Below are 21,150 nucleotides of genomic sequence, written 5' to 3'. Positions count from 1 at the left end.
GGTGTTCGCCGGCAGCTGCCGGTCCGCCTCGGCATCCCCCTTCGGCCGCTTCTTGAAAAAGGCCGCCTCCATGATGGTGGTGACGAAGGTCCCCGTCGCATAGCCGCGGGGTGTCGCCACTTCCGAACGCCCTCCGCCGGGGGCGGACAAGGGATCGAATCCCCCGCCGGTGTTGATGGGGCCGGTTTCGCAGGAAGCCAGGACGAGAGCAATGGAGCCGAGGACAAGCTGATGGCGCTTCATGAAGATGCGGCAAGTTGCCACGCCGCCCGAAGAGGGTCAACGGGATATCAGGAGGCTTGCAAGATGCTCCATCATGGCCTCCTGCCAGGGACGCGGCGGCGCGCCGAGCAGTGCTTCCAGCCGCCGGGTTGCCATCGCGGTGTGGCGCGGCCGCGGGGCGCGGAAGGCTTTCATCTCGTCCATCTTGAGCTCCTGCACTTCCCCTGCCTCGATTCCTTTTGTCGCGAGGAAGCTGGAAATTTCACGGGCCATTCCATGCCAGCTCACCGGCTCGCCGCCATTGCAGGCATGGAAAACTCCGGCAGGACACCCGGCGCCCAGCCACGCGGCCACCCAGGACGCGATGTCTTTCGTGTAGGCGGGCAACGAGAACTTGTCGGCAACCGCCGCGAGCCGCTCTCCCGCCAGCGCCTGCGAGACGATCCTCTCGGGAAACGCTGCCCGCTCAGGCCCGAAGACCCACGACACCCTCATGACCGCACCGCCCGCCGCCAGGACCGCGTGCTCCCCTTCCGCCTTGGTCTTGCCGTAGGTCGACAATGGCGCGGTGGGATCGTCCTCCGATCTCAAGCCCGGCTCAATCCCGTCGAACACGTAGTCCGTGCTGAAATGCAGCATCGGCTTGCCCAGCTTCCTGCAGCTCCAAGCCAACGCGCCCGGGGCAAGGGCATTCACGCGCCGGGCGAGCACCGGATCGTCCTCGCATTGCTCCAGGCCGGTCAAACCGGCGGGATTGAGCAGCACGTCGAACGACAGGCGTTCCAGCAACCCTTCACAGCCCGGCCGCGCCATGTCGAGCCGCTGGCGGGGCAGCTCGATAACCTCGTGATCGCCCGCCAAGCGGTCGGCCAGCGCACGGCCCACCCGGCCCGTCGTCCCGGTGATGGCGACCCGCATGGCGTTGTGCCCGAGCTCAGATGATCCCGACTTCCTCGAGGTTGTCGTCGACGAAACCGTCACCGCCGTCGCGGATCTTCCGCAAGCGCCGGCGCGCGCCGAACTTGCTCTGCGGGCCGTTCACGAGGTTCACGATCCCGCCGATCGCCAACGGTAACAAAGTCGCCACACCCAAGGCGGCAAAGCCGAGTGCCATGCCACGGCGGGCCCGCGAATGCATCATTTCCCCGAGAATCAGCCCTCCAGCCGCGCCCAGCAGCGCGGGAGCCGCCAAGGCGGTTGCCTCCGTCCAATCCCGTTCACCGTCATCATCGAGGTTCATGCAAGGCAGGCTAACACTCCTGCGCCGTCACACAATCCCGGAAACCGTCCCCGCTTTCCCTCTTCCCCGCGGCAGAAGTGCCGGTTAGGTTCCGCCCCAGAGATGCCCAGCCCCGATTCCACCTACGCCCTGATTCTTGCCGGAGGCTCCGGCACCCGCTTCTGGCCCTTGAGCCGGAATGCCCGCCCGAAACAGCTCCTGAACCTCTTCGGCGAAGACACCCTGCTCGAGCAAACCATCCGCCGCCTGGACGGCCTGGTGCCGCCACAGAACATCCTCATCCTCACCAATGCCCAGCAGGAAGCTGCCGTGCGCGAAGTGGCCTCGATGCTGCCGGCCGGAAACATTTTCGCCGAGCCCGCCAAACGCGACACCGCACCGGCGGTCGCCCTCGGCATCGGCCTGATCGCCGCCCGCAACCCGGACGCGCTCATGATGGTCCTGCCCGCCGACCAGCTCATCGCCGACACCGCCGGCTTTCAAGGCGTCATGAAGGACGCCCTCGCCACCGCGGAAATGTCCGACGGCCTGGTGACCATCGGCATCAAGCCGACCTGGCCCTGCCCGTCCTACGGCTATATCGAACGCGGCTCACGCGCGTCGATCCCCGGCCTGGTGTGCGAGCAGCTGCCCGCCGAAGTGAAGCGCTTCCGGGAGAAGCCGAGCACCGACCTCGCCGAACAGTTCCTCGCCGCCGGTGGCTTCTGTTGGAATGCCGGGATGTTCGTCTGGTCGCTGCCGAACGTCATCCGCGAACTGTCCACCCACCAGCCCCAGCTCGCTTCCTTCATCTCGGAAATCCGGCGCTCGAAGGATGTCGCGGCCACCGTCGCCGCCCAGTTCCCGAAACTCACGCCAATCTCGATCGACTACGGCCTGATGGAAAACGCGGGCCGCGTCCTCAACATCGAGGCAACCTTCGACTGGGACGACGTCGGATCCTGGCTCTCCGTCGCGAAGTATCTCCCGGTCGCCGGCGACAACAACCGCGTCAACCGCCCGATCTCGGAGATCGATTCGGAGAACAACATCGTCTTCAACGACCGCAAGGGCTGCCATGTCGCCCTGCTCGGCGTCGACGACCTCATCATCGTGCAAACCGAGGACGCCCTTCTCATCGCCAACCGCCATCAAGCCGACGCGATCAAGAAGCTCTCCGACCTGCTGCCGCCGGGATTGCTGTGAGCCGATCCGCTGGCCGGTCAAGAATCCGGTAGGGCGGCATAATTGATCTCAAGCCTCAGAAACGCGGCGTCGGGAGGCCAGTCGCCTGCCGGAGGAAGGATGATGTAGCGATAGCGGTCGAAATCCTCCTCGGGTTCGACGGTGCCCACTTGTCGCGGCCGGTACGGGGGATCCTCGGCAAACCCGAGATCCCCGGTGGCAAGCGGCGAAAACAGGATTCCCCGCCGCTCGCGACGGATCCGCAGGTCAAAGACCGGGTAGCTTGAAGCGGGATCGACCTCCAACAGCGGATCGATGTCCAGCAGGTCGGAACCCGACCAGCTGCCCGTCGCGAGCATCGGAACGACTTGGTCGGCGAGCGCCGGATTCCCTCCGAAAAGGAACTCGAAGACCAGCGGCACCCCATCCTGGTCGTTGTCGGTGAGGGCGGTGGTCTGGTTGAGATCCGCGAAGGAATCGTAAGCCTGGTAGTCGCTGAGTTCGATGCTGGTGGATGTCTGGATGAGAAGGAAACTGCCGGTTCCGTCGGAAGTGAGCACGCGGGTTCCGGGGGCCGCGTTGAGGAAGGCTCCGGAGATGCTGCCTTGGGTTCCGGAATGGCCTGCGATCGGACTTCCGGTGGTGAAGTCGGTGAAGTCGGTGCCGCTGCTGAGGATGACAAAGGTGTCGGACGGAGAAATCAGATCTTGGAAGTCATCGAGGAAGGAGACCGTGAGGTAGCCACCGAGTTGGACGTTGCCGATGTGCTGAAGGGTGTCGTGGCTGACGCCCCGTTGCGTTCCGCCGAGTTCGATCTCCAAGGTACCGTCGAGGTTGAGCGTGCCTTTCGAGGACAACGCGCCTGCACTGGTGCCGGGAGCGAGCACCGCGTTGCCGAAGCTGAGCGTGCGGCTGGTGGCATCGATGATGCCACTGCCTTCAATGCGGCCATAGCCAATGCTGGTGTCTTGGTCCACATCGAACAAGCCGGAGACGAGAGTCACCCCGGCAGGGTCCTGCGAGAAGCCGGTGGATCCCACTTGAAACGTGCCGTCGGAGGCAATCTCGACGACCCCACCTTCATTTCGGAATTCACCGCTGGAAACACCCAGAATGCCTCCCTCTGCATGAACCATTCCTCGGTTGACGAAGCTTCCAACTTCGAGCGCCCCCTGCCCGCGGATCGTGTTGTCCTCGTTGACCAACGTGCCCGGGCCAATCATCCTCGCGTAAGAGGCTTGGCTGAACAAGAGCTCCCCTCCGCCGGAAAGTGTCACCACGTTCTCTTCAGCAATACGGAAGCCGTCGTAATAACCTGGAGACGATCCAAGACCGAGGACTCCCTGGTTGTCGATCGTCCCCTGCAATTCGAGGTCCTTCTGGGTGAATGGCGCGGAAACGAACTCACCGGTGACGGTCAGGTCCTTGAGAACGCCGGAGCCCTGCAGCAATGCCCCCGGGTTGCCATGCAGCGTGCCCCCCTCAAGGGTGGCATAGTAGTTGATCTCCAGTTTCCCGCCATCCGGGATTGTCACTGAGCCTTCACTGTTCTCCACGTGGGTTCGTAGCGAGTTGCTTTGCCCGCTCAGCAGCAAGGTCCCGGTACCATCGCTTGTGAGAAGGCCCCTGTTGGTGACCGTGCTGGAATACAGGTCGAGCGGTCCGCCCTCCGCACGGATCGTGTTCCGGTTGTCCAAGGTCAGCAAACCCAGCTGGCCCTGCCCGCGGATCAGGTTGTCTTCATTGATCAAGGTGCCAGGACCGTACAATCGCGCGTAGTAGGCTTGGCTGAGGACGAGTTCCCCTCCGCCGGAGAGCGTCACCACGTTCTCTTCCGCGATCCGAAAACCGTCATTGTAGCCGGGAGACGACCCGAGACCGAGGATTCCCTGGTTGTCGATCGTCCCCTGCAGTTCGAGGTCCTTCTGGGTGAACGGGGCCGATACAAACTCACCGGTGACCGTCAGGTCCTTGAGAACCCCGTAGCCTCCGAGGTTCGCCCCCGAATCGCCGTGGAGGATCCCTCCCTCGAGGGTGGCATAGGAGTTGATTTCCAGTTTCCCGCCGTCCGGGATCGTCACCAACCCCTCGCTGTTGTCCACATGGGTTCGCAGCGAGCTGTTTTGCCCGCTCAGCAGCAAGGTCCCGGTCCCGTCGCTTGTGAGAAGGCCCCTGTTGGTGACCGTGCTGGAATACAGGTCGAGCGGTCCGCCCTCCGCGCGGATCGTGCTCCGGTTATCCAAGGTCAGCAATCCCAGCTGGCCCTGCCCGCGGACCGTGTTGTCCTCGTTGACCAGCGTCCCCGTGCCAAACAACCGGGCGTAGTAGGCCTGGCTCAGGACAATTCCCCCCCCGCCGGAGAGCGTCACCACGTTCTCTTCCGCGATCCGGAACCCGTCGGTGTAGCCGGGCGTCGAACCGAGTCCGAGGACGCCTTGGTTATCGATCGTCCCCTGCAGTTCGAGGTCCTTCTGGGTGAATGGCGCGGAAACAAACTCACCGGTCACCATCAGGTCCTTGAGCACCCCGTAGCCTCCGAGTTTTGCCCCCGGGTCGCCGTGAAGACTCCCTCCCTCGAGAGTTGCGTATGTGTTGATGGCGATTGTTCCGCCGGCGGGGATCGTCACCAATCCCGCGCTGTTGTCCACATGGGTTGGCAGCAAGCTGTTTTGCCCGCTCATCTGCAAGGTCCCGGTCTCGTCACAGGTCAAGACACCCGTGTTGGTGACGGTACTGGAATACAGGTCGAGCAACCCTCCCTCCGCGCGGATCGTGCTCCGGTTGTCCAAGGTCAGCAAACCCAGTTGGCCCTGCCCGCGGATCAGGTTGTCATCATTGATCAAGGTGCCAGGACCGTACAATCGCGCGTAGTAGGCTTGGCTCAGGACGATTTCTCCTCCACCGGAGAGCGTCACCACATTGCCCCCCGCGATCCGGAACCCGTCGTTGTAGCCGGGAGTCGCCCCGAGACCGAGGACTCCCTGGTTGTCGATTGTCCCCTGCAATTCGAGATCCTTCTGGCCGAACGGAGCAGATGCAAACTCGCCCGTGACGGTCAGGTCCTTGAGCACGCCGTAGCCCTTGAGGAGAGCGCCGGAATCGCCGTGCAAGGTTCCACCCTCGAGGGTGGCGTTGGAGTTGACGTCCAGCGTGCCACCGGCGGGGATCGTGACCGCCCCCCCCTCTATGTTGTTCACGTGGGTCGGGAACGTGCTGTTGAGCCCGATGAACTGCAGGGTCCCGGTGGCATCGGTTGTCATCGTTCCGGAGTTGACCCCGGACGACCCATAGATGTTGAGAGAATCCCCTTCCGCGCGGATCATGGAGCGGTTGTCGAAGGCCAATCCGGTGATGGATCCACTCCCGCGAATCGTATTGTCGATGTTGACGAGCGACGCCTCCGCTCCGTTCCCTTGGAATTGGGAAAGCGATCCATTCAACTCGATCTGTCCCCCTCCCACGAGCGTCGCGTCCCCATCGATCCACAGGTACTCGTATCCATTGCCTGCCGTCCGGATGATACCGGCATTGTGGATCTCCCCGCCGAGGGCCAGCTGACCGGTGATGGTGAACTCCGCGCCAGAGTGATTGTTCCAGTCCCCGAACACCCCCGACCAGCCTCCCGACTGGACCCAATCCCCGTGGTTGTCCACAACCACGGTTCCGGAACCCGCGATGAGGGAAGAGGTGGAGAGGCTTGTGCCCGGCGCGACGTCCAGCGTCGCGTGCCCGCCGTTGCCAAGATAGAGCGTTTGGATCGTGGCGTCGCCGTTGACGTTGATCACCGCACGTCCGCCGAGTCCGGCGTAGAGAGAGGAGTGGATCGCCGAGCCGTCCGCGAGGTTGAGAGTGGCGGCGTTGGCGCTGAGGGTCTCGCCGCTGCGAAGTGTGCCGAGATCGAAGCGGGAGTTCGCCGTGAGGGAGACATTCTCGGCGAGGCTCAGTTCGACGGGAAGGGTCGAGCCATACATCCGGACCGCCTGCGAAGTGAACGAGGCATTGAGGTCGACGCTTTGCGACGCAGGAGTCCAGTCCTCGAAGGCAAGCCCGCCGACAAAGGTCTGGATCGGGCCGATGTGGATGTCGAGCGACTCGGGCGGGGTATAGGATGGATTGCCCCACCCCCAGTTGCCTGGATTCTCCCAGGCATTGTCCTGCCCGCCATCCCAGACCCAGACACTTGGGTTGATGGTGACTTGGCCCGTGACGCTGATCTCGTCCGCACCGGCTGCGATGGGGAGGGGGTGCGAGCTTCGTCCGTAGGCTGCCGTCAGCCCTGCGAGGTCCTCGACCACGATCCCGAGGTAGTAACTGCCCTCCGGCGTCCAATCGGGAATCCGTAGAGGCACCTGATAGGTGCCCGACCACCGATCCCCCACCGTCCGGTGCGTTGCATCGAAGCTGGCCCCGATGAAAGGAAGCGGACTGCCGCCAAGATCGTAGGCTTGGATGGATCCAGAGCCGAAGCCCGTCAGATCATCGCTGATCTCCAACTCGACGAGCACGATCCCGCCTCCGGCGGTGAGATCCATCGACCCGGGTGACCGCGAGAAGGCATCGACTACCGGGGGCACGGTGTCCTCGCCCCCCGCGCCGTTCAGGACGACATCGAAGGGGTTCTCATCCGCATCGTTGCTGGCAACGTGGAGTGCGGCGGTTCGCGTGCCGGTGCCGGAGGGGGTGAAAGTCACCGTGAAGGTTGCCGTCGAATCCGGTGCCAGCGTGCCGGGAAGGGAGGAGAGATCCACGCCGAAATCCGCAGCATGAGCTCCGTCCACGGTCACCCCAAGACCGGTCAACTCGGCATCGCCGGTGTTGCGAATCACGAACTCGAAGGGCGTCCCGGAAGCGTCCACCAGGTTCAGGCCGAACTCGACCGAGGAACTTCCGTCCGCGAGATCGGTTCCGGCGGGTTGCTCGATGGCGATCTCTGGGAGCAGAGGCGCGCCGGTGCCTTCGAGGGCGATGTCGAAGGGGTTCTCGTCGGCGTCGCTGCTGACGATGTGCAGTCCTGCCACCCTAGCGCCGATCTCAGAGGGATTGAAGCTGACCGCGAACGTAGCGGACGCACCGGCGGCGAGCGACGAAGGCAGGATGGAGTCGGCTACCACGAAATCGGCCGCATGCGTCCCGTCCACCGAGATCTGCAGTCCGGTAAGATCCTCTCCTCCGGCGTTCCGCACCACGAACTCCAACGTCGCGCCGCTTTGGGTCATCATCGCCTCTCCGAAATCAACCGACGCGCTGCCATCGACCAGGTCGAAGCCCGCGGGCTGCTCCACCACGATTTCCTCGGGAGGAGGAGTGCCTGTACCAATCAAGTCGATGTCGAAGGGCGATTCGTCCGGGTCGTTGCTGGTGATGTGGAGTGCCGCGCTCCGGGCACCCGTGTCACCAGGAGCATAGGTCACCGAGAAGGTCGCGAATCCGTCCGGGGGAAGGGTGGCGGGCATTGCCGAGTCATCGACGGTGAAGTCGCTGGGATTCGCGCCGTCCACGGAAATCGCCAGACCGGTGAGATCGAGGCCGCCGGTGTTGCGCACTGTGAACTGGCGGGCCGAGGAGGAAACGGAGATCGGTTGTTGGCCGAAATCGACCGTCGCCGAACCGTCCGTGAGGTTGCTGCCAACCGGCTGTTCGACCGCGATATCGGCCGGCGGGGTGGTGCCCGTGCCGATGAGCGCGATGTCAAAGGGGTTCTCATCCGGATCGTTGCTTGAGATGTGCAGGATCGCGGAGCGAGCGAGTAAGGCCGACGGAGCAAACCTCACCGTGAAAGTCGCCGTCGCACCAGGCGGCAGCACCGCTGGCAAGGTGGAATCGTCGATCTCGAAGTCCCCACCGTGATCGCCGTCCACGGTGACCCCGAGGTCAGTCAGATCCTCGCCGCCCCGATTCCTGATGACGAACCCAACCGGGACACCGGCGAACCCGACATCCAACGGGCCAAAGTCCACGGTGGAATCGCCGTCGGACAAATCCGTCCCGGCAGGCTGTTCCACGCCGATCTCCGCCAGTGCGACGAGTGGAACCACCCCGGTCCCGTCGATTTCGAGAAACTCGATGCCATGCACCTGGAGAAGCGCTCCCGGAGACACCTCGATCTCGAACCCGGTGAGGCCGGTCGGCAATCCGGTGACGGGATGCACGAGCTCCACTCCGGGCGTGATGCCGATACCCGACTCTTGCACCGTGGTTCCCAGCACCAGGGTGTCGATTCCTTCGCCTCCCAGCAGCAAGTCCCCCGGGCCGGAGAAAAAGATGCGGTCGTCACCCGGCCCCGCGTCAATCCAGTCCTCTCCAAGCCCGCCCTCGATGGCGACGAATGCCTCGTCCGTGTCTTGGTCGCCGCCTGCGTATTCCGCTCCGGTGATGAAATCGTCGCCGTCGCCCCCATGAATCTCGTCCCTGCCGTCCCCTCCCCAAATTCGATCGTTGCCACCGAGCCCGAACAGCCGGTCATCTTCGCTTCCTCCTTCGATGCGGTCGCCTCCATTGCTCGCACTGAGCAGGTCATCGCCACCTTCGCCGAGAAGATGAATTGAAACCACGTCGAGGTCGGGATCGGACACGACCACGATGTCGTCTCCATCCCCACCTAGGATCTGCTCGATTCCGATGACCCGCAGGACGCCGAATCCATCACGCGTGGTGAGGAGATCATCGCCTGCGGTCATCTGGACGATGTCCTGGCCTGTTCCTCCGTCAAATCTGTCGAGGGAATCGTTCATGTCCGCAGCGGGTACCACGCCCAGCGGAGGAATCGCGACCTCGTGGTTGGGATCGGTCTGAACGTCCGCCGTATAGATAAGGATGTCATTCCCGGCGTCGCCGCTCAGCAGATCCGTCCCGCCGTTGCCGTTGATGGTGTCGTTGCCATCGCCGCCATGCAATCTGTCATTGTCTGATCCGGACGCAAAGGAAGTTCCCGTGTTGCCGAAAATACTGTCGTCACCCGGCCCCCCATCGATCCAGTCGTCACCGGCCTTCCCTCGGAGGATGTCATTCCCGGCATTCGCCCACACGATATCGCTTCCGTTACCGGCGTCGATCGTCATGTCGCCCAGAATAATCCCTAGACCGGATAGATTGATGAAGTCCGCGCCATCACCGAGGATCATCGTTTCGATGCCGGCGATCGTCTGGATCGCCCCTTGCTGAATGGTAAGGAAGTCGCTGCGGTCGCTGAACAAGATGACATCGACGCCACCGAGTCCGTCGTAAATCATGTCGTTCACGTTGAACGTTCCCGAAACCAGGTGAGTCACCCCCGTGTAAGCATTGGTCTGGAGGGTAGAAATGGCATGCTCCACTCCTGAGAAAACCATCACGTCGCCAAACTCCGAGGTAAACGGCTCGACTTCCAGAAATCGGCCTTCTCCGGTGAGCTCGATATCAAACGGATTCTCATCGCCATCATTGCTGGCGATATGGAGCGTGGCCGCGAAAGGGCCTTCATCCGCCGGGTGGAACCGCAACTGGAAGGTCGTGGAGTCGCCGCCGGCAAGGGGCGAAACGAGACCCGAGGCATCGACAGTGAACTCTCCCGCATCCGCCCCGTCCACCGTGACAAGCAAGCCGCTCAAGTCCTCTCCGCCGTCGTTCCGGATCGTGAACTCAAGCACCGAATGCGGCCCGCCGATCACCGCGGCTCCAAAGTCGACGGACGAAACCCCGTCGGCCAACGCTGTGCCGAGCGGCTGCTCCACCGTGATCTCGGCAGGTGGAGGTGTCCCGGCTCCTGTCAGGGCGAGACTGAAGGGACTCTCGTCAGGGTCATCGCTGAGGATCTCCAGAACCGCCGATTTCAAGCCCGGAGAGTCCGGATTGAAACTAACAGTAAACTCGGCACTCTCGCCCGAAGCGAGAGAAGATGGCGGAGAGGTTACTAATGAGAATCGCGCTGCGTCTGGGCCGGTCAGGCTTGCAATGATCCCACTCAGCGGACCACTGCCGCTATTTCGAACCGTTAGGCTCTGTCCGGTCGAAGAGCCCGGGAGAGCGTGACCGAAGTCCAAAATTGCGAAGCCGTTGATCACCCCATTGCCGGTTGGTGCTTCCAATGCGATGTCCGCGATGCCAAATCCATCGAACACATAAGCAGCACCCGAACTGCCAGCGCTGTTGTCCATTCCATCGCCATTGACTCCGGTGGTGCTGCTGGATTCGTGGTTTGCACCGACGATCGCGATGTCGCCGGAGACCGCCGCTGAGTTCCCGAATCGGTCGTTTGCTCCGGAGTTGGAGGCTTTCAGATATGCTTGTTGGCTCCAAGTCGATCCGGCACGGGTGAACATGTAGGCGGCGCCGGAGTTGCCCCCGCTTGGGTTGATTCCCTCCCCCGGTGCGCCGATCACTGCGGCATCGACCGAAACCGCCACGGAGAGCCCGAATTGGTTGGAAAGTCCAGCGTTGGAGGCTTTGAGGTACGCCTGCTGGCTCCAGCTGGGACCACTGCGTACGAATATATAGGCGGCGCCGGACGCGGACACAGTGTTGCTGGATTCATCGCCGCCTACTCCTGTCGCGCTACTGTCTTCGAGGTTCGCGCCAACCACCACCGTCTCGCCGGACACTCCAACCGAGATTCCAAACGAGTCTCCTGCTTCGGCGTTGGAAGCCTTCAGGTAGGCTTGCTGGATCCAAGTCGAACCGATGCGCGCAAACACGTAAGCCGCTCCTGAATCCGGGGCGCCATCATTGGCAATTCCGTTCACTTCTGTGGAAGCGCCATCCTCTCTGAATGAGCCGACTACAGTAGTATCGCCAGATACCGACACCGCCCTTCCGAACCAGTCGTCCGCTCCGGTGTTTGACGGTTTGAGATAGGCCTGCTGGGTCCAAGTGGGGCCGTTGCGCGTGAACACGTAAGCCGCGCCCGAATTTGGGGAGCTGTTATCGATCTCGTCGTTGTCAACTCCGGTCCCGCTGCTGTCTTCTTGATAGGCTCCCACCACCACGGTATTCCCGGAGATCGCGACGGAGTATCCGAAATCGTCGTATGCTCCGGTGTTGGAGGCCTTGAGGTAGGCCTGCTGATTCCACGACGTGCCATTGCGAACGAATACATAGCTCGCGCCTGAACTAGGTGTGCTGTTGTCGTATTCGTCACTATTGACTCCGGTTGCATTGCTATCCTCATAGGGAGCTCCGATGACCACTGTGTCGCCAGAGATCGCGACGGAGTAGCCGAAGCAGTCGGTCGCTTCGGAGTTTGATGCTTTGAGGTAGGCCTGTTGAATCCAAGCCGCACCACTGCGTACGAACACGTAGGCAGCGCCGGAACTTGATGCTCCCTCGTTGGGTGTGCTGTTGACGCCGGTGGTGTTGCTGTCTTCGCCGAATGCACCGACTACCACAGTGTCTCCGGATGCCGCGACGGAAATGCCAAACTCATCGCCCTCACCAGAGCCCATCGGTGTGTTCGACGCCTTGAAGTAGGCTTCTTGACTCCAGGTGGACCCGCTGCGGACGAACGCATAAGATGATCCGGAACCAGCGGACTTCTCATCAGGCGTGGAGTTCACGCCGGTAGCGCCACTGTTCTCTTGCAATGCGCCGATGATCGCCGTGTCACCCCAAATCGCGACGGATTGGCCAAATTGATGATTCTCCCCGGTGTTTGAAGCCTTGAGATAGGCTTGTTGGCTCCAGATGCCGCCAATCCGTGCGAACATGTAGGCTGCTCCTGAAAATGATGTGCCGTTGTTCGCCTCGTCTCCATTGGCGCCGGTGGCATCGCTGTCTTCGTAGGGTGCTCCAATAGCGATGGTATCTCCCGAGACGGAGACGGAGTATCCAAATTGATCACTGGTCTCGGTGTTGGAGGCCTTTAGATAGGCCTGTTGGCTCCACAAAGAACCGCTACGAACGAATACATACGCGGCACCCGAGGCCAATGCATTGTTATTTGATCCAGGACCATTTACACCTGTCGTGTCGCTGCCCTCCCATGATGCGCCAACGACAATGGTATCCCCGGATATTGCGGTCGAAACACCAAAGCCATCACCCGCTCCGGTATTTGAGGCTTTTAGGTAGGCTTGCTGGCTCCAAGTGGAACCGTTACGCATGAAGACGTAGGCTGCGCCTGAGCCCGATGCGTTGTTGTTGGTTTCGTCACCATTCACTCCCGCAGTGGCGGCGGCCTCTCCTGGTGCTCCCACGACCACTGTATCCCCAGATATCGCGAGGGAAGTCCCGAAGCGGTCGTTTGCCTGTGTATTGGAAGCTTTGAGGTAGGCTTGCTGCACCCAAGCGGAGCCGCTGCGAGCAAACACATAAGCAGCGCCAGCTCGAGAAGCGATATTGTTGCCTCCGTCGCCATCGATTCCGGTCGCGTTGCTGTCCTCCTGTTCGGTGCCGATGACAACAGTGTCTCCGGAAACCGCCACCACGTCTCCAAACTCGTCGCCCGTCTGTGTATTGGATGCCTTGAGGTAGGCCTGCTGGCTCCAAGTGTCGGCCGTGCGCGTAAACACATATGCCGCTCCCGACTGGGAAAGCGAGTTGTTGGCCTGATCACCATTGACGCCGGTTGCATTGCTGGACTCCCAAGGCGCCCCAATAACCGCAGTGTCCCCGTCGATGGCGACTGACCATCCAAAACGATCGCCCCCGTCAGTATTGGACGCCTTTAGATAAGCCTGCTGGCTCCAGGTCGACCCGCTACGGAAAAAGACGTAGGCGCCGCCAGAGTCGGTGGAGGTATTGTCGGATTGGTCGCCGTTGACCCCTGTGGAATTGCTGTCCTCCCTATACGCCCCGATCACAACCGTGTCGCCGGATATCGCCACGGAGCAGCCGAATAGATCGTTGGAAGGAAGCCCGTTATTAGATGCCTTCAAGTAAGCCTGCTGGGCGATGGGGTCGATGGTGAGCGGGTAGCGGGCTCCGCGTTCCTCGACCACGATCCGGAAGGTCGTTGGATCCACCCCTTCGAATCGCGAGGGCAGCACCATGCCATCGGCGTCCCAGACCTTGAGGCCGGAGTAGTTGAGGACCGGAGCGCCGTGTTCGTCACGGAAATGAACGGTTTGCGCGTCCGTGGATACCGCGGGCCTCAGATCGCCTTGCGCGGCCAGTGTGAGGGTCAGTGGCTCGTTCGTCTCCGCGTCGGCAGGTCTGCTATCGAGGGTGAAGCCGTGCTCCAGTCCCCGACCATCGTTGATGAACCATTCATTCAATCCGTCCTGCCAATGGTAGGTAAGGCGCTTCCCGTCCGCCTCGGCCGTTGCTTCGCCGGAGACGGGATGTTGCCATTCGCCGAAGCCGAAACTCTCGAGACGGAGTCCCCAGGACCAACGCCCGTCACGTGGAGCCGCGAGAAACCCGCGGCGGTTGAAGCCGATGTCCCATCCCTGGCCCGGGTTGTGGGCTTTCCACTCGCCATCCACCACACGGATTTCGTGTCGCCACGCCTCGTGCGCCTCGCGGATGCTGTGCCAGTCGGATGACGCAAGGCCCTCGGGCACTTGCTTGCCTGAACTCGGTCGAGGATGCACCGCGCCATCCGCAGTCCAAGATCCCAGTTCTGCCGCCGCGCAATCCATGGGGCCGAGTGCCAACAGAATACACGTAGCCACCCGACGCCAACGGGCCAGGAGGAAATAGGCGGGAAGCTGGAGAGGTTTCATTGCAGTTGAATTGCGGTTCAGTCGAGTGTCACCTCCACCACCGTGAATAACTTCGTTGTGGTGATCGGGTCGTAGGGTTCATCGACGGTGACGCGTTCCCAATCGGGAAAGCCGATGATATCGGAAACGACCGGAGTGCCGGTTAGAACAGAGAAAGAATCACTTGCGAGTGTCGTGGACTTCCTCGGAGTGTAGCTGAGTCCGCTGTTCTTGCGGCGGAGGTACTCGACACGGAAGAAGGTGCCACCGTCTTCATGGAGATACGCGGTCGGCAGGCCGGCGGTTCCGCCGGGAGTCATGCGCCGCGTGTCGGGTCCGCCGAGATTCAGGCCGAAGGCGAATTTCAGAAGGTTCGGGACACCGTCATTGAAGGGTGTGGCGTCCGCCAAGGCATTGTCATCGGCGAGCCCCGCCGCGGCAGCGGCCGCCTCGAACGGGGTCAGAGGACCGGCATCTTCCGAGTAGAGAAAGGATTCATGCGATGAGGGAATCGGAGGCATACCGGTCCCGGCAGAAAAGTTGCTCCCGCCGCCGCTCACCAGCGCCCGGCCATCGGACAGGAGAATCGCCGAGTGCTCACTAAGACTCCCGCCAATCTCACCCGCGGACGACCACGAATTCGTGGCGGGATCATAGATTTCCGCGCTGCTTTTCGATCCACCTGTCACCAGCACCTTGCCACTCTGCAGGACCGTCAGTCTCGGCTGCCCTCGGTATACCTGCGGAGCCGGGATGGACGACCATGTCCCGGCGATCGGATCATAGATCTCCGGCGTGGCGACACTTCCCGCCACGAGCACCCGTCCGTCATGCAGGATTGCCGCTGCATGGTAAACACGCTCGAACGAAAGGCTCCCCGTCGCGGACCATGACCCGTCCGTCGGGTCATACAGCTCGCAGCTGTTGTAGTTCGTCTGGGTGCCGTCGTAGTGCCAGCCACCGGTGACGAGCACCCGTCCGTCCAGAAGCCGCGTGGCGGTGTGACGCTGCCGAGGGACGGTCATGGAGCCGGTGGCCGTCCAATCCCCTGTCGAGGGGTCGTAGATTTCAGCCGTCGCCAGATAGCTGCCGCCCGCCACCAGCACCCTTCCGTCCTGCAACAAGGTGGTGGTGTGATTCTCCCGCGACTGGAGAAGCGGGTCGGCGGAAGTCCACGAGTTCGCCACCGGATCATACAGGCCACTGGATCCAAACCCACCCGCGGCCAGCACCTTGCCATCAGAAAGCCGCACGGCAATGCCGTGGGTGGCAGGGTTGATCCCGGAGACCACGGTCCATTGGTCCGTTGCCGGATCATATAATTCGGTGATCGTCGAGGTGACCCGGACAGTGGTGAAAACCCATTCACCAATGAAGTCATCGAAGTAGAATTGCTCTTCGTAGTTAAAACCGTCGCTCACCAGCACCTTGCCATTCTCGAGAAGTGTCGAGCTGTGGCCGGTGCGCCCGACGTTCATCAGGTCCGCCGCACTCCAGGTTCCGCCGGCAGCAGGGCCGGAAGCGAGGATGATCATACCTGCAAGCAGGCCAGTAATTCGGGATTTCATGACAAGATCAGCAACGGGGTGGCCAACGGGAATTGGGAAGTTCGCGGTCGGAAGGTGTGGATGCTTTCTCCGGGCCGGAGATCGGGAGGCACAAACCTCGCCCCATCATTCGCCGCACCCACCGCCGGGAACCGAACGCTCCCAACCCACCGACCCATCATCGCCATTGGGCTCCGGCTTGCGCAGGCCCGGCAGACCTCGGAAGGAGAACGCTGACCACCCTTTGCGGAACCCACTTCCGTCCGGCCCGCACGCGAACGACTCGCCTGCGCTTGACCGCGAGTCTCTCGTGGAACGACATTTCCACTCGGGAGGGGATGTCCGGGGGAGGGCATTTTCATCGGGGGCTGCAGGTCACCGCGGGGTCCCCACGGGGTCCGCATCACCTGCGTTTATGAAAAAACGCCTCCGTTTGTAGGGAATCCCTCGCTGAACTGGCAAGTAATCTCCTCCTAGTTGTGTGTTCTGAACTTCTTTGGATTCAGAACTATAGGAGCACTACCAGTCCGAGCCTCGTGCAAATCCGCTGGCAATTGCCACCGGAGGACTTCCCGATCTCCCCGCAAATCCCCGCCGTCTTCAGCGGAATCCGAAGCGGGCGGCAAAACCTACAACTTCACCGCATACGACTTCAACCCCGCCACCGGCAGCGGCTGGTCTTCGGTCACGTGGGAGCGGCGGTGGATGCCGCACAGCAGGCCGATTGCTCCCAGCGAGAACACCAGGCTGGTGCCCCCGTAGCTGACGAAGGGCAAAGGGAGGCCGTCGTTCGGCAGCACCGCGGTGGTCACGGCGATGTTCACCATCGCCGGCAACACGATCGTGCAGGTCAGGCCGAGCGCGAGGCAGCGGTCGAAGAAGGTCGATGCCTGAACCGCGATCGCGCAGCCGCTGACGGCGATCAGCACATAACAGAAGACGGCACCGAGCGTGAAGGGCAACCCGAGTTCCTCGCCGACCACCGGGAAGATGAAGTCGATGTGGGCGAAGGTCAGCGTGCCGAACTTCTCCGAGCCGTTGCCGAGGCCGACGCCCCAGGGACCGCCGTTGCCGAAGGCGAGCAGGGCGCGCCACTGCTGCATGCCCTTGCCGAGCTGGTGGACGGGATCCTCGAGGTTCATCCAGGCGACGATCCGCGACCAGCGGTTCGGATTGGAATGGATGAACCAGCCCGCCACACTCATCGCGGCCAATGCCGAGGGAAGCAGGTAGAGCACGCGCGTACCGGCACAGAAGAAGATCGCCGCCGCGGTGACGGAAAGGGCAAGTGCCGAACCGACGTCGGTCTCGATCGCGATGAGGCCGATCGGCAACCCGATCACCAGCCCCGGCAGGATGAAGCCGCGCCAGAACGTGTGGGTTTCCGTTTGCCAGCGGGCGAACCAGCCGGACAACGCGATGACCCCGACGATCTTCGCCATCTCCGACGGCTGGAACTTGCCAAGACCAGGCAGCTTGATCCAGCGGGAGGATCCCAGCTCGGGCGCCGCGATCCCCGGCACGAAGCACAGTGCGAGCAGCACGCACACCGCGGCCAGGGCCAGCGGCCAGCCGCGGCGCAGCAGCACGGGATCGATCCGCGACAACACGAAAGCGCCGATCAGGCCCACCACGGTCATCCCGCCCTGGCGGGTCAGGAAGTGGTAGGGCTCCTCCACGTTCTTCACCCAGGCACTCGTGCTGGCCAGCATGATCAGGCCAAGCGCGACCAAGGCCGCGACGGCGGTGCACAGGATGATGGAGGCGCTGCGGAACATCGTTTGTAAATACTTAAGGAATCCGAAGCTCCATGCCCACCCTCAATTTGCGCGGGTCGGTGATTCCGTTCGCCTTCATCAACTGGTCGGGCGTGGAGCTGTAGTTTTGCGAGATGCTCCAGAAGGTGTCGCCCGCCTTGACGGTGTGCTTGCGGCCGGAAGGCGCGGAGGCGACGGCAGGCTGCTCCGCGGGACGGTCGCCGGCTTCCGGCTGGCGGGTCACATTGGGCCGGACCAGCACCGCCCTGGCTGCGGCGTCGGTTTCGATCATCGGCGCGGTGTAGATTTCGTCGATCGGCACCTCGACCTCGGGAACGCGGCTGTGGCGGAGTTCGGTGAGTTCCTCCGGCTCGACGGCGACGATGGTGTTGCCGGTCGCGGCGGGGATGCGCATGACGCTGCCCGAGCTGAGCGGCATGTCACCATTCGCCTCGCGCAGCTCGTCCTCGGTCACGCCGTGTTTCACCGCGATCGACGCGTAGCTGTCTCCGGCCACCGGGATGTAGGTTTCGTCGAACTTCTGGATCTTCGGCAGGACCATGCCGGCCTCGCGCAGCGGGCGGGCCGGTTCGATCTGCGGCTGGTTGGCCGCGGCGACCGCTTCGTCCGCGCTTTCGAACCAGTGGCTGTGGGCGAAGATGCCGGCGATGGCGACAACGTGGATGATCAGGATGACGATCAGCGCGCGGGCGATCCCGAGGTTGGGCACGTCCCCCTCATAGCTCGGAAGCGGGGCCGCGGCGGTGGTGGCGCGGTGCTTCTTGCGGGCGACGTTCGCGTACAACTTGCGCAGCGGACCCTTCTTCACGGTGCGGCGTTTGACGGAGAGACTGGACAATTTCATGGGTGCGGATCAGCGAAGGTTGAGAACGATTTCACGAAAGACATCCCCGCGCTGCTCATAGCCGGAGAATTGGTCGAAGGATGAGGTTCCGGGCGAAAGCAGGACGGTGGCCCCGCGGGGAGCCAGCCGGCGCGCCGTTTCCACCGCCTCGGCAAGGGTCGAGACCTGCTCCGACGGCACGGCTCCGGAGAAAACCGCCGCGAGCGGGCCGGCGATCTGGCCGAAGGTCACGGCGGCAACCGCGTGCTTGGCCAGCAGCGGCACCACCGGCGCGTAGTCGAGGCCCTTCTCCTTGCCGCCGGCGATCAGAACCACCGGACGGGTCTGGGAACGCAAGGCGCTTTCGAGGGCATGGAGATTGGTGGCCTTGGAGTCGTTGAGATACTCGACGCCGTCGAGCGTCCGGACCAACTCGCAGCGGTGCAGGGGCGGCGCGTAGCCGTCCAGCGCGGTGGCGGCCGCCCCGATCGGCACGCCGATCGCCTCGCAGGCGGCGATCGCGGCCATCGCGTTCTCCGCATTGTGCAGGCCGCGCATGCGGGTGCTGGTCTCGAGATCGAGCACCGTCTCGCCGCAGCGGGTGATCCGGCGTCCGTCGGAGAACCAGTCTGCCGACGGATCCTCGGTTGAAAAGGTGATCACCTTGGTCCTGAGCGGCGGGACCTTCTCGCCCGCCCGTACCACCGCCGTGTCGCTGGGCCGCTGGTTTTCGAAGATCCGCAGTTTCGCCTCGAAGTAGGCCTCGACCGTCGGATAGCGGTCCATGTGGTCGGGGGCGAAGTTCAGCCACACCGCCACGTCGGGCCGGAAGCCGCAGATGGTTTCAAGCTGGAACGAGCTGAGCTCCAGCGCCACCGCCGTCGGCACCGGATCGCGCAGGACCACCTCGCTGAGCGGCGGCCCGTAGTTGCCGCAGGGTGCGGCGAGATGGCCGCCGGCGTTGAGGATGCGGTCGACCAGCTCGGTGGTGGTGGTCTTGCCGTTGGTGCCGGTGATCCCGATGATACGCCCCTTGTAGTAGCGCGAGGCGAACTCGGTCTCGCCGATCACCTCCCCCGCCCCGGCGGAGTAGGCCGCGACCAGCGGGCCGTAGGTGTCGATGCCCGGGCTCACCACCAGCAGGTCGCAGCGGGTGTCGCGCCCGGTCGCCTCGCCGGCGGACGGATGGAGATCGAGCCCCGCCGGCATGTCCTTGATCTCCGCCGCCGCGTCGTGGACGTGGACGGTCGCGCCCTCGCGCACGGCCAGGGCGGCGGCGGCGCGGCCGCTGCGGCCGGCACCGAGGATGACAACGTTCTTTCCGGTGAGGGTCATCAGGCGATTTTCAACAAGGCGAGCCCGAACAAGCCGAGCATGATGGAAAGGATCCAGAAGCGGATGATGACCTGGCTTTCATGCCAGCCGCGCAACTCGAAGTGATGGTGGATGGGCGCCATCGCGAAGATCCGCTTGCGGCGGAGCTTGAAGCTGCCGACCTGCAACATGACCGACATCGCCTCCATCACGAAGACGCCGCCGATGATCACCAGCAGGAGTTCCTGCTTCACGCAGATCGCCGCGGTGCCGAGCGCGCCGCCGATGGCCAGCGACCCGGTGTCACCCATGAACACCTTCGCCGGGTGGCAATTGTACCAGAGGAAGCCGAAACCCGCACCGGCCAGGGAAAGCAGCACCACCGCCAGTTCGCCTACGAAGCGGTTGTAGGGGATGACCAGGTACTCGCTGGCCATGTAGAAGTGGCCGGCCAGGTAGGCGAGGATGCCGTAGGCCAGGGCCACGGTGATGGTGCAACCGGTGGCCAGGCCGTCGAGGCCGTCGGTCAGGTTGACGGCGTTCGAGCAGCCGATGATGACCGCCGCGAAGAACGGGATGATCAGCACCCCGAGGTCGGGCAGGCCGACCTTGAAAAGCGGGAAGCAGATCTGGCCGATGCCGATCGGCGTCTGGCCGAGCCGGAAGCCGGCATTGCCCTTCACCCGCACGTCCCAGTCGGCGCCGAAGCCGGAAATCTCCTTCTTGTAGTAGATGAAACAGGCCGCCACGAGGGCGATGATCAGCTGCCAGAACAGCTTCTGCCGAGCGCTGACGCCGTCGGACTTCTTCTGTTTGACCTTCTTGTAGTCGTCGCAGAAGCCGAGCAAGCCGAGCGCGGCCATGGTGCAGGAGCAGACCGCGACGAAGGGATTCAGCGGCTGGCCGCAGACGAAGACCGAGACCAGCACCGAGCCGAGGATCATCACCCCGCCCATGGTCGGCGTGCCGACCTTGCCACCGTGGAGCTCCGCGAGCTTGTGCACCTCGTCGGCGGTGCGGATCGGCTGACCGACCTTCAGCGAAATCAGGCGGCGGATCACCCGCGGGCCGATCACGATGCTCAGCGCGAAGGCCAGCAGGCAGCCGAGGGCGGAGCGGAAGGTGATGTAGCCGAGCAGGTTGATGAAGGAAAAGGTGTGGGCCCAGTCGGGCGCCGACGCCGCCTTCTCGGCCTCAAACGCGGCCTTCCACCATTCGTAGATCCAATAAAGCATGAGTCAGTCTTGGGAGGGAAACGCCAGCGCCATCACCCGCTCCATCGCGGCACTGCGGCTGGCCTTGAAAAGCACGACATCGCCCGCCTTCGCCCGGGAGGCGAGCCAGCGTGCAGCGGATTCGTTGTCGGAAAAGTATTCGGCGTCGCCCGCTCCCTCGGCGATGCCCTCGGCCCCTTCGCCCACGGCGACCACCACCAGGCCGCGGTCCG

The 21,150-nt window shown here is 63.1% G+C and carries 10 protein-coding genes and 1 pseudogene; 1 reads left to right on the top strand and 10 read right to left on the bottom strand.

Annotated elements, in window-relative coordinates:
- From IG178_RS15225 to IG178_RS15215, 3 genes are all read right to left on the bottom strand, one after another.
- A partial coding sequence (locus IG178_RS15225) for a hypothetical protein (protein ID WP_193213425.1) occupies window positions 1–243 on the bottom strand: 243 nt, incomplete at its 3' end.
- A 36-nt stretch (window positions 244–279) separates the two neighbouring features.
- Complete coding sequence (locus IG178_RS15220) at window positions 280–1,140, bottom strand: SDR family oxidoreductase (RefSeq protein ID WP_193213424.1); 861 nt, start codon at window positions 1,138–1,140, stop codon at window positions 280–282.
- Between the two features lie 16 nt (window positions 1,141–1,156).
- Window positions 1,157–1,462, bottom strand: a complete 306-nt coding sequence (locus IG178_RS15215) for a hypothetical protein (RefSeq protein WP_193213423.1) — start codon at window positions 1,460–1,462, stop codon at window positions 1,157–1,159.
- 102 nt (window positions 1,463–1,564) lie between these two features.
- On the opposite strand from IG178_RS15215, the gene IG178_RS15210 reads away from it, so the two are divergent.
- The gene (locus IG178_RS15210; protein WP_193213422.1) at window positions 1,565–2,647 is read left to right on the top strand and encodes a mannose-1-phosphate guanylyltransferase; all 1,083 of its coding nucleotides are present in this window, start codon (window positions 1,565–1,567) and stop codon (window positions 2,645–2,647) included.
- 17 nt (window positions 2,648–2,664) lie between these two features.
- Here the strand turns inward: IG178_RS15210 and IG178_RS15205 are convergent, their stop codons facing one another.
- From IG178_RS15205 to IG178_RS15175, 7 genes and pseudogenes are all read right to left on the bottom strand, one after another.
- Window positions 2,665–14,100: a choice-of-anchor D domain-containing protein gene (locus tag IG178_RS15205; RefSeq protein ID WP_193213421.1), complete on the bottom strand. Its 11,436-nt coding sequence runs from the start codon at window positions 14,098–14,100 to the stop codon at window positions 2,665–2,667.
- Between the two features lie 179 nt (window positions 14,101–14,279).
- Window positions 14,280–15,809, bottom strand: coding sequence for a Kelch repeat-containing protein (locus IG178_RS15200; RefSeq protein ID WP_193213420.1), 1,530 nt, complete (start codon window positions 15,807–15,809; stop codon window positions 14,280–14,282).
- Between the two features lie 608 nt (window positions 15,810–16,417).
- Window positions 16,418–17,566, bottom strand: coding sequence for an FtsW/RodA/SpoVE family cell cycle protein (locus tag IG178_RS15195; RefSeq protein ID WP_193213419.1), 1,149 nt, complete (start codon window positions 17,564–17,566; stop codon window positions 16,418–16,420).
- 13 nt (window positions 17,567–17,579) lie between these two features.
- Complete coding sequence (locus IG178_RS15190) at window positions 17,580–18,410, bottom strand: LysM peptidoglycan-binding domain-containing protein (RefSeq protein ID WP_193213418.1); 831 nt, start codon at window positions 18,408–18,410, stop codon at window positions 17,580–17,582.
- A gap of 9 nt (window positions 18,411–18,419) precedes the next feature.
- On the bottom strand, window positions 18,420–19,724 hold the full coding sequence (murD, locus tag IG178_RS15185) for a UDP-N-acetylmuramoyl-L-alanine--D-glutamate ligase (RefSeq protein ID WP_193213417.1): 1,305 nt from the start codon (window positions 19,722–19,724) through the stop codon (window positions 18,420–18,422).
- Entirely contained in the window at window positions 19,724–20,938 is a 1,215-nt protein-coding gene (mraY, locus tag IG178_RS15180; RefSeq protein WP_193213416.1) for a phospho-N-acetylmuramoyl-pentapeptide-transferase, read from the bottom strand. Before mraY ends, murD begins: the two co-directional genes overlap by 1 nt.
- A 3-nt stretch (window positions 20,939–20,941) precedes the next feature.
- Window positions 20,942–21,150 (bottom strand): annotated as a pseudogene (locus IG178_RS15175) (UDP-N-acetylmuramoyl-tripeptide--D-alanyl-D-alanine ligase); the annotation flags it as partial.

Source organism: Neoluteolibacter marinus (assembly GCF_014904755.1).
In the GTDB taxonomy this organism is placed as follows: domain Bacteria; phylum Verrucomicrobiota; class Verrucomicrobiia; order Verrucomicrobiales; family Akkermansiaceae; genus Haloferula; species Haloferula marina.
Note: the sequence above shows the minus strand (reverse complement) of the source record. Positions and strands in the feature narration are given on the sequence as shown.